This is a genomic window from Microbacterium sp. LB12 (genome assembly GCF_037150835.1).
In the GTDB taxonomy this organism is placed as follows: Bacteria; Actinomycetota; Actinomycetes; order Actinomycetales; family Microbacteriaceae; genus Microbacterium.
This window is the reverse complement of the sequence record NZ_JBBCPF010000006.1, coordinates 26,177-40,050: the sequence shown is the minus strand read 5'-3', so window position 1 is coordinate 40,050 and position 13,874 is coordinate 26,177. Positions and strand designations below refer to the sequence as shown.

Annotated in this window: 12 protein-coding genes; 4 read left to right on the top strand and 8 right to left on the bottom strand. The window is 69.2% G+C overall.

The annotated features are described in order from the left end of the window. Positions 1-11: 11 nt before the first annotated feature. From WFM69_RS11775 to WFM69_RS11765, 3 genes are all read right to left on the bottom strand, one after another. A complete protein-coding gene (locus WFM69_RS11775; RefSeq protein ID WP_337004857.1) occupies positions 12-707 on the bottom strand; it encodes an SPFH domain-containing protein in 696 nt (231 codons plus the stop codon). Positions 708-845: 138 nt separating this feature from the next. Further along, positions 846-2,297: a glycerol-3-phosphate dehydrogenase/oxidase gene (locus WFM69_RS11770; RefSeq protein ID WP_337004855.1), complete on the bottom strand. Its 1,452-nt coding sequence runs from the start codon at positions 2,295-2,297 to the stop codon at positions 846-848. Then, positions 2,294-2,872: a TetR/AcrR family transcriptional regulator gene (locus WFM69_RS11765; RefSeq protein ID WP_337004853.1), complete on the bottom strand. Its 579-nt coding sequence runs from the start codon at positions 2,870-2,872 to the stop codon at positions 2,294-2,296. Before WFM69_RS11765 ends, WFM69_RS11770 begins: the two co-directional genes overlap by 4 nt. A 20-nt stretch (positions 2,873-2,892) precedes the next feature. On the opposite strand from WFM69_RS11765, the gene WFM69_RS11760 reads away from it, so the two are divergent. Genes WFM69_RS11760 through WFM69_RS11750 form a run of 3 tightly spaced genes read left to right on the top strand, consistent with a single transcriptional unit; the run spans position 2,893 to position 7,037 of the window. Further along, entirely contained in the window at positions 2,893-4,515 is a 1,623-nt protein-coding gene (locus WFM69_RS11760) for an FAD-binding oxidoreductase (RefSeq protein WP_337004851.1), read from the top strand. 1 nt (position 4,516) lies between these two features. Then, the gene (locus WFM69_RS11755) at positions 4,517-5,422 is read left to right on the top strand and encodes a YegS/Rv2252/BmrU family lipid kinase (RefSeq protein ID WP_337004849.1); all 906 of its coding nucleotides are present in this window, start codon (positions 4,517-4,519) and stop codon (positions 5,420-5,422) included. Beyond that, on the top strand, positions 5,415-7,037 hold the full coding sequence (locus tag WFM69_RS11750) for a GMC family oxidoreductase (protein WP_337004847.1): 1,623 nt from the start codon (positions 5,415-5,417) through the stop codon (positions 7,035-7,037). Before WFM69_RS11755 ends, WFM69_RS11750 begins: the two co-directional genes overlap by 8 nt. A 45-nt stretch (positions 7,038-7,082) precedes the next feature. Here the strand turns inward: WFM69_RS11750 and WFM69_RS11745 are convergent, their stop codons facing one another. From WFM69_RS11745 to WFM69_RS11730, 4 genes are all read right to left on the bottom strand, one after another. Next, the gene (locus tag WFM69_RS11745; RefSeq protein ID WP_337004845.1) at positions 7,083-9,227 is read right to left on the bottom strand and encodes a 3-hydroxyacyl-CoA dehydrogenase NAD-binding domain-containing protein; all 2,145 of its coding nucleotides are present in this window, start codon (positions 9,225-9,227) and stop codon (positions 7,083-7,085) included. Positions 9,228-9,233: 6 nt separating this feature from the next. After that, positions 9,234-10,439, bottom strand: a complete 1,206-nt coding sequence (locus WFM69_RS11740) for a thiolase family protein (RefSeq protein WP_337004843.1) — start codon at positions 10,437-10,439, stop codon at positions 9,234-9,236. A 72-nt stretch (positions 10,440-10,511) separates the two neighbouring features. Then, on the bottom strand, positions 10,512-11,705 hold the full coding sequence (locus WFM69_RS11735) for a ribonuclease D (protein WP_337004842.1): 1,194 nt from the start codon (positions 11,703-11,705) through the stop codon (positions 10,512-10,514). Further along, positions 11,698-12,279: a DUF3000 domain-containing protein gene (locus tag WFM69_RS11730; RefSeq protein WP_337004841.1), complete on the bottom strand. Its 582-nt coding sequence runs from the start codon at positions 12,277-12,279 to the stop codon at positions 11,698-11,700. The genes WFM69_RS11735 and WFM69_RS11730 overlap by 8 nt, the downstream gene beginning before the upstream one ends. 25 nt (positions 12,280-12,304) lie before the next feature. Here WFM69_RS11730 and WFM69_RS11725 point away from each other — a divergent pair, with 25 nt between their 5' ends. After that, the gene (locus WFM69_RS11725) at positions 12,305-13,459 is read left to right on the top strand and encodes an alpha/beta hydrolase family protein (protein WP_337004840.1); all 1,155 of its coding nucleotides are present in this window, start codon (positions 12,305-12,307) and stop codon (positions 13,457-13,459) included. Here WFM69_RS11725 and WFM69_RS11720 read toward each other — a convergent pair. Next, positions 13,443-13,874, bottom strand: a complete 432-nt coding sequence (locus WFM69_RS11720; protein WP_337004838.1) for a SufE family protein — start codon at positions 13,872-13,874, stop codon at positions 13,443-13,445. The genes WFM69_RS11725 and WFM69_RS11720 overlap by 17 nt on opposite strands.

The following is a 13,874-nucleotide window of genomic DNA, read 5'->3' as shown; positions in this document are numbered from 1 at the left end:
CGCGGGGGACGTCAGTTCAAGGCGTGTAGCGCTGCAACGGTCTGCGCGCCGCGATCCGTGTCCCGCAGGGCGGTGGACAGCAGGTAGCCGTCGGTGAGGGCATCGCCGGTGACCATCACACGGACGAGCTCCACACCGCACGCGCGGCGGACGTCATCGGCACTGGCTGCGATCACCCTGGTGTTGATCTCGTCGTTGTGGGGCAGCTCCGCGCCCTCGAGTCCGCGGATCACGTCGCGCAGTGCGGCTCCGACGATGTTCGACGCACGTTCCTGCACATTCACCACGTCGAGTTCGAAGACGCGCAGATCCTGGCCGGTCGGTATCGGGCGCCATTCGAACGACGCATGCACCCTGTGCTGATGACCTGCGGCTCCGCTCATCTCGCGCGCGGGGAGATCGGTCGCCCGGCAGCGTACGTCGATGAGCCGGTACCAGTAGAACAGGGGGAACGCACCGTGCGAGCCCGGGTCGAGGACCACGACCTCTCCGACGGCACCGCCACGGTTGCGCGGGCGTCGCTGCGGACGATTGCGGATGATGGGCTTGCCGTTCCGGGTCCTGATCGCCGCCCAGCCCTCGTCCACCGTGACGACGAAGAGCTTCAGGAGTGCCGGCAGGATCAGCAGGGTCGTGAGGACCGCGGTACCGGTCTTCAGCAGCCCCGACATCCCCTTACCGCCCAGCATTGTGAAGAGCATGTCCATGACACCACTGTGCCGTGCCGGCACGTGTCACGACGCCGTCACCGCGGCGGATCAGGGGGAGTTCATGCGCTGTTCCTGCTGCGTTCTCCACTCCGCCGCATCGTGGGGACGGGAAGGTCCGGGAGGCGGCCGGATCTCTCAGCGGAGTTCCGCCAGCGTTTCGGCGACGATCTTCTCGACGACGGCTCGGCAGCGTGCTCGGTCGGCCTCGACGAGACCGATGCGCGTGCGCCGGTCGAGGACATCCTCCGCCGTCATCGCCCCCTCCGCGCGGACCGCGAACTCGACCTCTCCACGATGCAACCCGGTGCTCTCGTCGAGCAGCTCGCCGGTCGAGGTGATCGTGCGATCGACCAGCCGCAGCGAGGCGGTGCGGCACGGTGCCCACGGCAGCCCGCGCATCCGCAGCGCAACGTCGACGGCGTCCTCGGCCATCCGACGGTACGTCGTCAGCTTCCCGCCCAGCACCGTGACGAATCCGCCCTCCGACGCCGCCACGAGGTGCCGGCGTGACACATCGGCCGTGACGTCGGAGTCGCTGTCGACGAGCGGACGCAGCCCCGCGAACGCACCACGCACCTGCGACCGGCTGACGGGCGTGGTGATGACCCGGTTGAGGCTCTCCAAGAGGAACGCGATCTCCTGCTCGGTGGGGGCTGCCACACGGGGGACTGCGCCAGGGGCATCTTCATCCGTCAACCCGACGAGCACCCGACCGTACGCCTGCGGCAGCGCGAACACGTACCGGCTGATCGAACCCTCCTGCGGGATAGTGAGCGCGGCCGTGGGGGAGCCGAGGTCCTCCGCGTCGAGGACGATGTGAGTCCCGCGGCTCGGGCGTACCCGGATGGCTTCGTCGAGGGCGCCCGCCCACACTCCGGTCGCGTTGATGACGGCGCGGGCACGGAGCTCGAAGTGCTCTCCGGTGACGGTGTCCTCGACGCTCGCGCCGTCGCCGCGGAGCTCGATGGCGCGGACGCGGGGGAGGATCCGCGCGCCGAGCGCGGCGGCCGTGCGTGCCACCGTGACGACGAGCCTCGCGTCGTCGACGAGCTGACCGTCGTAGGACAACATGCCGCCCCGCAGGCCGCGTGTCGCGAGTGCGGGCACGAGTCGTGCGGCCGTCCGCGCCGACACCAGCCGTGGTGCAGGCAGCACCCGCCGCGGGGTGCGCGCCCGCATGCGCAGCAGATCGCCCATCCCCATGCCGATCGCCCCCGCAACGCGCTGGCGTGCCGTGACACCCGGAGTGAACGGCAGCAGCTGTCCGAGCGGATGGATCAGGTGCGGGGCGATCGTCGTCATGAGCAGGTGGCGTTCGAGGGCGCTCTCCTTCGCGGTCGCGACATCCCCGGTCGCGAGATACCGCAGGCCGCCATGCACGAGCTTGGAACTGAACCGGCTGGTACCGAACGCGAGGTCCTCCGCCTCGATCAGCGCGACGCTGAGTCCGCGTGAGACGGCATCCAGCGCGCAGCCGGCGCCCGTGATGCCGCCGCCGACGACCAGGACGTCGACGCGCTCATCCGCCGTGCGGAGCAGATCGATCCTCCGTCGCGCGACGTCGAGCGCGGATGATCCCCGAGTCATGGGCGCAGCAGCCCGTCGAGTGCGGCCCGCAGCTCGCGTTCCCAGGCGGACTCGGAGATGAGCTCGGCGACCGTGCCGTGCGAGAGGACTGCGGACTGGGCGATGAGCAACAGCATGACGGCGATCTCCTGTGGCGCCCCATCCCTGATGCTCCCCTCGGACTGGGCCGCGCCGATGGCGGCGGCGAGCCAGTTCAGGATCATCCGCTGGCTCGACCCGACCCGCTGGAGGGTGTACCGGGTGAATGCCTCGGGTTCGTCATCGAGGAGTCGCGCGTAGAGCGGATCGGACCGGAAGAGCGCCGTGAAGCGGAGCACGTCGTCGACGAGTCCGACGCGGGTGCGCGCGGGATCCGGGAACGCGTTCAGGATGCTCTCGACGCGACGCAGCAGCGCGGCGCGGACGACATCGTCGGCATCGCTCCAGTTGCGGTAGATGGTCGGACGGCTGAGCTCGGCGCGGCGGGCGAGCTCAGCGATCGTCACCCCGTGCACTCCTCGCCGCTCGATCAACTCGTCGGCGGCGTCGAGGATTCGTGTCTGCGTGGCATCCCACGCTGGTTGACGTTCTTCCATGATCTGTCACACTGTAACGCATGAGCCAAAATTCTGGCAGGGTCGACGGCGACCCGTCGATGCGATGGAACGGGTGGGGCGACCCCTCGAAGGCGAAGGAGCTCCCCCTTGCCGTCCGCGCGCTGCTGCCGTTGCTTCTCGGTCGGATCCGCAAGCCGCAGCCCGCGGTCGAACTCGCCGCAGTGCGCGTCGCCCCGTCGGCGCTGAACGAGGGCGACCTGGGCGCATTCCGCGACGTGATCGGGGCGGAACACGTCGACCTCTCGGTCGAAGCGCGTATCCGCCACGCGGGTGGACGCTCGACCCCCGACCTGCTGCGGCGACGGCTGGCGGAGCAGGAGGCTCCGGATGCGGTGCTCCGACCCGGCGATCACGCCGAGGTGCGCGCCTGCCTCGACCTCGCGACCGAGCGGGGCATCGCGGTGATCCCCTTCGGCGGCGGGACCAGCGTGGTGGGGGCGCTCGATCCGGAGCGCGGCTCCCATCACGCGGTCGTGAGCCTCGACCTCCGCAGACTCTCGGGGCTCCTCCGTCTCGACGTGATCAGCGGAGAGGCCGTCATCGCCGCGGGCACGACCGGTCCTGAGGCCGAGGCCCTGCTCGCCGCGCAGGGATTCGAGCTCGGACACTACCCGCAGAGCTTCCGCTATGCGACGATCGGCGGCTTCGCGGCCGCCCGCTCGTCGGGACAGAACTCGGCAGGCAACGGGCGCTTCGACACCATGGTCACCGGCATCCGGGTCGCGACCCCGACCGGAGATCTCGAGCTCGGGCGGTCACCCGGGTCCGCCGCGGGGCCCGACCTGATCCGGGTGTTCCTCGGCTCAGAGGGCATCTTCGGCGTCATCACCGAGGTGCGCGTGCGCGTGCACCCGATCCCGCATGAGCGCGTGTTCGAGTCGTGGTCGTTCCCCGACTTCGCGAGCGGTGCCGAAGGGCTCCGTCAAGTAGCTCAGCACGGCGGAGGTCCCACCGTCATCCGCCTGTCCGATGAAGCGGAGACTGCCGTGAGTCTCGCCCAGGTCGGCAGGATCGGCAAGGCGATGGCGAAGGGCGCGAGCGTCGTGACCGTCTACGAGGGAGCGGGGATCGGGGAGCGCCGCGCACGCACCACCGCGCTGCTCGCGGCGGCCGGAGGCACCTCGGCGGGCGAGGGCGCGGCGGAGGAATGGCTCGAGGGCCGGTTCGACGGGCCCTATCTGCGGGACTCGCTGCTCGACGCGGGCGTGTTCTGCGAGACTCTCGAGACAGCGACCACCTGGTCGAACCTGCAGGCCCTGCGGTCGGCGGTGGAATCCGCGCTGAAGTCCGGATTCGCGGATGCGGGAGCGAAGTCGTACATCATGTGCCACGTCTCCCACATCTATCCGACGGGGGCATCGCTCTACTTCACAGTGCTCGCAGGCGTCCGCTCCGATCCGCTCGGGACGTGGGACCCGGTCAAGGCGCGCGTGAATGACGCGATCATCGCGGCCGGCGGCACGATCAGCCACCATCACGCCGTCGGGCGCGATCATGCGGCCTGGCTGGGGCAGGAGATCGGCGACACCGGCATTCGCATCCTCGCGGCGATCAAGCGCGAGCTCGATCCCACCGGCATCCTGAATCCCGGTGCCGTCATCCCCAGCGAACGGACCCGCTGACATGGCCGACCACATCGCGGTGCTCGCGAATCCGTTCTCCGGGAAGGGGCGGGGTGGAAGAGCTGCGGAGACCGCGGTCCGGCATCTCCGCGCCCGCGGGGCCGAGGTGCGCGCCTACGCCGGAGCCTCTGCGGCCGACACCGCACGGCTCGCCGTCACCGCCCTGGCGGATGCCCCACGCGCTCTCGTCGTGGTCGGCGGCGACGGCACACTGTCGGGGGTGCTCGACACCGTGTGCGCGGCATCGGTTCCGGTGGTCCTGGTCGCGGCTGGCACGGGCAACGATCTCGCGCGGGCCCTCGATCTGCCGCGTCGGGATGCGGCGCAGGCTGCGGAGCTCGCTCTGACCGGTGTGCCGCGATCGATCGACGTCGGCGAGGTGCGATCCGCGAGCGGCGCCCGGAAGTTCCTCACGATCGCCGCGCTGGGGTTCGACGCGAAGGTCAGCGACCGCACGAACCGGCTGCGTTGGCCACACGGGGCGCTGCGCTACTACCTCGCCCTGCTGATCGAACTCGCACGCCTCCGTCCGATGGACTTCACTCTCGCGGTCGACGGCGAGCCGATGACGCGAACGCCGGGCACGCTGATCGCGGTCGGCAGCACGTCGAGCTACGGAGGCGGGATGCCGGTCTGCGTCGGCGCGCTGCCCGACGATGGTCTGCTCGACGTCGTGCAAGTGGCCCCGCTCACGCGGTTGCGGCTGCTGCGACTGTTCCCACTGCTGCTGCGGGGGACACATCTGCGTCGAGCCGAGGTCGTGCATCGTCGTGCGCGGACGGTCACCGTCTCCGCCCCGGGCCTCGTGATCTATGCGGACGGCGAGCGCATCGGCGAGGACGAGTGCACCATCGCCGTCCTGCCCTCGGCGTTCACGATGCTGGTCCCGAAGGAGAGCCATGAGTGAGTTCGACGAAGACGTCGTGATCGTGGGATCGGGATTCGGCGGTTCCGTCGCCGCTCTGCGCCTGGCCGAGAAGGGCTACCGGGTACGTGTGTACGAGGCGGGTCGACGCTTCGAGGATGACGACTTCGCGAAGACGAACTGGAACCTCCGCCGTTACCTGTGGGCGCCGGGGCTCGGATGCCAGGGAGTGCAGCGCATCCACCGGCTTCCTCACGTGATGATCCTCGCCGGTGCCGGAGTGGGCGGCGGCTCGCTCAACTACGCCAACACGCTCTACCAGCCTGGCAGCGTCTTCTTCCAGGATCCGCAGTGGCGAGGGATCGCCGACTGGGAGTCCGAGCTCGCGCCGCACTACGCCACAGCCAAGCGGATGCTGGGAGTCGTCGAGCACTACCCGCATACGGGCCCGGTCGAGCGGATCATGGCGGGCGCGGCAGAAGACCTCGGCGTGGGCGACACGTTCCGCCGCGCACCGGTGGGGGTGTGGTTCGGGAAGCCGGGAGAGCGCACGCCCGATCCGTTCTTCGGTGGCGAGGGGCCCGACCGGACGGGGTGCACGCTGTGCGGCAACTGCATGGTCGGATGCCGGGTCGGCGCGAAGAACACGCTCATGAAGAACTACCTGGCGCTCGCGGAACGTCGTGGTGTGCGCATCGAGCCCCTGCGCACGGTCACCGAGGTGCGGGAGCTTCCCGGTGGCGGGTTCACCGTGACGACGCAGCGGAGCGGTGCGTGGATGCGTCACGCGCGACGCACGGTGACCGCCCGGCAGGTGGTGCTCGCGGCCGGCACCTGGGGGACGCAGCAGCTGCTGCACCGGATGAAGGCATCGGGCGCGCTGCCGCGCGTGTCCGATGCAGTCGGGCGCCTCACTCGCACCAACTCCGAGGCCCTCGACGGCGCCGTCGCGACCCGGGTTCCCGAGGCGCTTCAACTCGCCCGCGGGGTCGCCATCACGACGTCGTTCCACGTCGACGAGAACACCCATGTCGAGAACGTCCGCTACGGTCCGGGGTCGAACCTCATGGGCGCGCTGGCGACCGTCCTGGTCCCCGGTGATCGGCGGATCGGGAGACGGCTGGGCAGCCTCCTCGTCCAGGTGCTCCGCTCTCCGGTGCGACAGTTCCGGCTGGGGACGCTGCGTCGATGGAGCGAACGCGGGATCATCGCCCTGGTGATGCAGAACGCCGACAACTCGCTCACCCTGTCACTGCGCCGACGCTTCGGCCGCCTGGTGATGACGAGTGCGCAGGGGCACGGCGAACCGAATCCGAGCTACCTCCCGCAGGCGCACACCGCGGCCGCGGCGATCGCCGCCAGGGTCGAACGCGAAGGCGGTGTGAGCGCCGAAGCGCGGGGGTCGTGGCCCGAGGTGTTCGGCATCCCCTTGACGGCGCACTTCCTCGGCGGCGCAGTGATCTCCGCCAGCCGCGCCGATGGCGTCATCGATGCGTACCACCGCGTCTGGGGACACCCCGGGCTGCATGTCGTCGACGGCGCCGCGATTCCTGCGAACCCGGGTGTGAACCCCTCGCTCACGATCACCGCGCTGGCGGAGCGTGCGCTGTCGTACTGGCCGCGATCCGGGGAGACGGATCCTCGGCCGACGCCGTAGACGACGAAGGGGCCGCATCCGAAGATGCGGCCCCTTCTCAGAGGATCAGCGGCTGGCGACGCCGCGGATCTGCGGAGTGTGGAACGATCCGCCGAATGCGCGCTCCGAGGCGCCTTCGCGGTCGAGATACGGAGACGCACCGCCGTCGATGAACGGCCATCCCGCACCCAGGATCAGGCACAGGTCGATGTCCTCGACCTCCGAGACGACGCCCTCGTCGAGCATGAGCTTGATCTCCTGCGCCAGACCGTCCTGCACTCGCTGGAGGATCGTCGCCGCCGATGCCGGCGTCTTGCCCACGGCAGGCTTCAGCACCTTCTCGGCCTGCTTGCTCCAACCGACGACACGTCCGCCCTTGTCCTTCTCCACGACCGCATCGAGCTCGGCGAGAGCGTGGAAGTTCTCGTTGGCGTAGAACCGATCGGGGAAGGCCTTGACCATCGTGTCCTGCACGTGGGCGGCGACCTTCCAGCCGACCAGGTCGATCAGCTGGAACGGGCCCATCGGCAGGCCGAGCGGGCCGAAGGCCTTCTCGACATCTGCGATCGGCGTGCCCTCGTAGACGGCGCGTGCCGCTTCGCCCATCACCTTGGCGAGCAGTCGGTTCACGACGAAGCCGGGCGCGTCCGCGGTGAGGACGGCGTTCTTGCCGAGGTTCTTCGCGACGACGAAGGCGGTCGACAGTGCGGCGTCCGCGGTGGCGGGCGTCTTCACGATCTCGATCAGCGGCATGACCGCGACCGGGTTGAAGAAGTGGAATCCGACCAGCCGCTCCGGGTGCGCGAGCTTCGAGCCGATCTCCTCGACCGACAGCGACGAGGTGTTGGTCGCGAGGATCGCGTCCTCCGCGATGATCTTCTCGATCTCGCCGAACACCTGCTGCTTGACACCCACCTCTTCGAACACGGCTTCGATCACGAAGTCGCAGTCGGCGTAGAGGCTCTTGTCGGTGGTGCCGGTCACCAGGGCGCGCAGCTTGTTCGCGGTGTCGGAGTCGAGCCGTCCCTTGGCCTCGAGCTTGCCGATCTCCTCGTGGATGTAGGCGACGCCCTTGTCGACGCGCGCCTGGTCCAGGTCGGTGATCAGCACGGGAACCTGCAGCTTGCGCACGAACAGCAGCGCGAACTGGCTCGCCATGAGCCCCGCGCCGATGATGCCGACCTTGGTGACCTTCTTCGCCAACTCCTTGTCGGGGGCGCCGACCGGGCGCTTCGCACGCTTCTGCACGAGGTCGAACGCGTACATCGATGCGGCGAACTGATCGCCGGTGACGAGTTCGGCGAGGGCCTCGTCCTCGCGTGCGAAGCCCTCCGCCTTCGTGCCGCTCTTGGCCTTGTCGAGCAGGTCGAGTGCGGCATACGGCGACTTCGGCATGGTGCCGATCTTCGACTCGAGCATCCCGCGGGCCATCTTGATGGCGATCGGCCACTTGGTGAGGCGCTCGATCTTGCCGGGCTCGTTCTTGCGCTCCACCTTCTTGCCGCCGAGCACGGCGTCGGCCCAGGCGAGCGAGTTCTCGAGGTAGTTGGCAGCGGGGAAGATGGCGTCGAAGATGCCGAGGTCGAACGCCTGCTGCGGCTTGAGCATCCGGTTCTGCTTGAGCGGGTTCGAGATGACGACCTCGAGCGCGTTCTCGATGCCGATGAGGTTCGGCAGCAGGTAGGCGCCACCCCAGCCGGGGATGATCCCGAGGAAGACCTCGGGCAGCGCGATCGCCGCGGCGGAGGCGTCGACCGTGCGGTAGCTGGAGTTCAGCGCGATCTCCAGGCCGCCACCCAGGGCGAGGCCGTTCACGAAGGCGAAGGAGGGGACGCCCAGCTCACCGAGCTTGCCGAGCACCTTGTGACCGAGCTGCGCGATCAGACGGGCGTTGTCGCGCGAGCCGACCTTGCTGATGTCGGACAGATCGGCGCCGGCCGCGAGGATGTACTGCTTGCCGGTAATGCCGACGGCCTGGATCTCACCGGACGCGGCGCGCGCCTTGAGGCCGTCGAGGGTCTCGCCGAGCTGGGTCAGCGTCGCCGGTCCGAGCGTGTTCGGCCGGGTGTGATCGCGACCGTTGTCGAGCGTGATCAGCGCGAGAACCTTGCCGGAGGCGAGACGGATGTCGCGCACAGGCGACTGGGTGATGACCTCGCCCTCGGTGAGCGCCTGGATGGGGGAGAAGTCGATCTCGTCGTAGTTCGTCATCGCGGCTTACTTCCTCTTCTTGCCGTCGTAGTGCGGGTTCTCCCAGATGACCGAACCGCCCTGGCCCAGTCCGACGCACATGGCGGTGAGGCCGTAGCGGACGTCGGGACGCTCGGCGAACTGCGCCGCCAACTGGATCATCAGGCGCACGCCGGATGCCGCGAGCGGGTGTCCGAGCGCGATCGCGCCGCCCCACTGGTTGACGCGGGGGTCGTCGTCGGCGATCCCGAAGTGGTCGAGGAGCGAGATGACCTGGATCGCGAAGGCCTCGTTGAGCTCGAACAGGCCGATGTCGTCGATGGTGAGTCCGGCCTTCTTCAGGGCCTTCTCGGTGGACGGGATCGGTCCGATCCCCATGATCTCGGGCTGCACGCCGGCGAAGGCGAACGAGACCATGCGCATCTTCGGAGCCAGGCCGAACTCCTTGACGGCACCGCCACCGGCGAGCAGCGACATCGTCGCGCCGTCGGTGAGCGGCGAGGAGGTGCCGGCCGTGACACGACCGTGTGGGCGGAACGGCGTCTTGAGGGCCGCGAGGTCTTCCATCGTCGTCTGCGGGCGACGGCCTTCGTCCTCGGTCGCAAGACCCCACGCGCCGTCGGCGCCCTTGATCGCCACGGACACCAGGTCGGGCTGGATCTTGCCGGCGTCGTACGCGGCCTGCACCTTGTGCTGGCTGAGCATGCCGAACCGGTCGGAGCGCTCCTTGGTGAGGTGCGGGAACCGATCGAAGATGCGCTCGGCGGTGACACCCATGTTGAGGGCGCCGGGGTCGACCATCCGCTCGGCCACGAAACGTGGGTTCGGGTCGGCGTTGCCGCCGATCGGGTGGTGTCCCATGTGCTCGACGCCGCCGGCGAGGGCGAAGTCGTACATGCCGACACCGATCGATGCGCCCATGGTGGTGACGCTCGTCATCGCGCCGGCGCACATGCGCTCCACCGCGAGTCCGGGGACCGTCTGCGGGAGCCCGGCGAGGATCGCGACCGAACGGCCGAGGGTCAGACCCTGGTCTCCGGTCTGGCTCGTCGCGGCGATCGCGACATCGTCGATGCGGTCGGCCGGGATGGCCGCGTTGCGCTCCATGAGGCCGATGGTCGCCTTGACCGCGAGGTCATCCGCGCGGGTGTTCCAATACATGCCCTTTTCGCCGGCGCGCCCGAAGGGGGTGCGCACTCCATCGACGAAGAAGACGTCCGAGATCTCGGCCACTCTGCCTCCAAGTTTGTGCGTGGCCTCAGTCTATGAAGCCTCGGAAACAGGGAGGAATCGGTTGGATCGAACCTACGAAGCCGGTGCGGACGTGGTGTCGGGCGATTGCGCGGCCTCTACAAAGGCGGCCGCGATCTTCTGTGCAGTCTGTTCAATCTGCCACGGACGTGCGCCGAGGGCGGCGAGCGCGGCGCCGATCTCCTCAGCGGTCTCGCCGGGGGCATCCCAGGCGATGCGCCGCAGATACTCCGGGGTGAGCAGGTTCTCGGTCGGCATCCCGAGCTCTTCGGCCAGGGCCTCCACGGCAGGGCGTGCCGCCTTCAGTCGCGCATCCGCCTCAGGGTTGCGATCCGCCCACGCGCGAGGTGGGGGAAGGGTGTCGCTCGGGACGCGCTCACGGGGCAGCTCTTCGGTGGCGCGGCCGTCGACGATCGCCTGCCACCAGCGGTCGAGCTGAGAGCGGCTCGCGCGGCCCTGGAACTCCTTGGTGCCGGCCAGCACCTGCTTCGACGACGGATTCGCCATGACGGCCGCGACGAGCGAACGATCGGGCACGAGGCGGCCGGGGGAGACGTCCTGCTCCTGGGCGTACGCCTCACGGGCCTGCCAGAGGGCGCGGGCGACGGCTAGGTTGCGGGCGCCGCGCACCTGGTGCAGACCGCTGAGTCGACGCCACGGGTCCTCGCGCGGCGGCTTGGGGGCACGGGCGAGCGTGGCGGCGAACTCCTCCGCCGCGAACTCCGTCTTGCCCTGCTCCTCGAGCTCGAGCACCAGCACATCTCTCACGTCGACCAGATGCAGCACGTCGAGCGCCGCGTACTCCAACCACGAGTCGGGCAGCGGCCGTGTCGACCAGTCCGCGGCGGAGTGCTCCTTCTTGAGGGTGATGCCCAGCGTGTCCTCCGCGACGGCGGCGAGGCCGACGCGTTCATGCCCGAGCAGTCGCGACGCCAGCTCCGTGTCGAAGATCATCGGGGGCTCGAGGTGCAGCTCCCGAAGGGAGGGCAGGTCCTGGCTCGCGGCATGGAGCACCCACTCGATGTCTCCGATCGCCTCCTGCAGCGCGGCGAAGTCGCCGATCGCCGGCGGATCGAAGAGGAAGACCCCGGCCTCGCGACGGTAGACCTGCACGAGGTAGGCGCGTTGCGAGTATCGGAACCCCGATGCGCGTTCCACATCCACAGCCACGGGGCCGGTGCCTGCGGCGAGCGCAGCGCATGCCGCGCGGAACTCCTCGATGTCGGAGATCACGGAGTATTCAGTCACGTACAGCCTTTCGCGCGCCGATCACGGCGATGCCCTCGGAACCCGGCGGAAGCCCCGCCAGCATTCCGACCAGCTCGGCCCATGCTTCGACGTGCGGTCGGAATGGGCCTTCCGGAGTCCAGGACGCCCGCAATTCTATCTGGGCGCCGTCGCCTTCGATGGCGAGCCCCCCGAATCCCTTCGACAGTGTCTTCGTGGAGGTGCCCGACGCCGAGTGGTACACGGCCTCCCGGGAGTCGAGAGCATCGACGAGCCAGGACCAGGTCACATCCGCGAGGAGGGGATCCGTGCCGATCTCGGTCTCCAACGGAGCCTGGGCGAAGAGCACGATCCGCCAGGCGCCGCCCCACGATCCGGGCTCGTCCGGGTCGTGGAGCAGGACGAACCGACCCGTGCCGTACACGGACTCGCCCTCGCCGTCCGGTCGAACGTCGGCGGCGAGCGCGATCGCGAACGGAGCGAGGCCCTGCGGAGTGGCGATCTCGCGCACCACGATGTCGTCGCGGAACTCGGTCTCGCGCAGTTCGGCCACGGCGCTCTCGAAGGGCGTCCCGGCATCGGGGTGTGCGGTCACGGCAACAGGCTAGAGTCAGGAAGCGATGAAGAGTCTCAGGCACGCCGTTACGCTCCTTGTCCCCGCGCTGCTCGCACTCGGGGTCGCGTTCTCGGTTGTCGTGCTCGCGGTCGCCCGCCGCGTGGTGACGCCCATGCGTCGCACGACCGACACCGAGATCCTCGCCGTCGACACGGGCGCCCAGACCATCGAGCTGCAGCGCACCCTCGACTCCGAGCTGCCTGGCCGCTACGGATTGTTCACGACCGGCACCTACGGATACGTCAAGCTCGGCGCCGTGCTCAGCGCCGATGGCTCGAGTGTGCGCCGGAAGCTGCTGACCCAGATCGAGCCCGGCGCCCGTATCGACCGTGATGCCACGTTCAGCGGCTACTACTACTCCTCACCGAGCGAACTGCACCTGCGCTGGGAGAGCGTGCTCATCGGATCTCCTGCCGGACCGTGCCCGGCCTGGTATTTCCCCGCGACGTCGTCGACGTGGGTGATTCAGGTGCACGGACGCGGCGCGACCCGAGCGGAATGTCTGCGGGCGGTGCCCGTCCTGCATGCGGCCGGACTGCCGAACCTCGTCGTGTCCTATCGCAACGACGGTGAGGCGCCGCGCACGAGGGCCGGCGCCTACGCGCTCGGTGCCGCGGAGTGGCGCGATGTCGATGCCGCGATCGCGTATGCGCTCCGGCACGGGGCGGAGCGCGTCGTCCTCATGGGCTGGTCGATGGGAGGCGCCGTGTCATTGCAGGCCGCCGTCTCATCGGGGAACCGTGACCGCATCGCCGGCGTCATCCTCGAGTCTCCGGTCGTGGACTGGCGCACGGTGCTGCGGTTCCAGGCGCAGCTCGCCGGGGTGCGGGCACCGCTTCCAGAGCTGGCCATGGGCGCGCTGCAGATCCCGCTCACCGCACGCCTCAGCGGCGCGGATGAGGCGATCGCGTTCGATCGGCTGGACATGGTGGCCCGCGCGGATGAACTCACCGCACCGATCCTGATCCTGCACAGCGACGACGACGGCTTCGTTCCCGCCGATGCCTCGCATGCGCTGCAGGAGGCGCGGCCAGACCTCGTGACCATGCCGCGATTCACCGTGGCGCGTCACACCAAGCTCTGGAACTACGACCAGACCGGCTGGAGCACCGCCATCACCGAGTGGCTGGATGCGCAGGGCCTCAGCGCTTCTGCCTGACCTGGTTCTTCGCGCGCATCAGCATGCCGGTCATGCCGCCGATCCGCAGCGGGGACACCGCCTTGGTCAGGCCGATCGACTGGGGGTAGTCCTCGGGGATCGCAAGCACCTCATCGGGCGTGAGCCCTGTGATGCCCTGCACGAGGATGCTGGCGAACCCACGGGTGGTGGGCGCCTCGGGCGGGGCCGTGGCATGCATCGTGACCACGCCGTCGTTCACCTCGACGTAGATGTAGACGGGGGACTGGCACTCCGCCACCCGCTCACACATCTCGGGATGGTTCGCGACCTCGTCGGATACCGCCGGGAGTTCGTCAGCGAACTCGAGGAGCAGCAGAAGACGGTCTGCCTCCGGGGTCTCCAGGAAGCTGTCGCGGATGTCGGCGAGGATGTCGGGAACGGCGCTGGTGCTCAT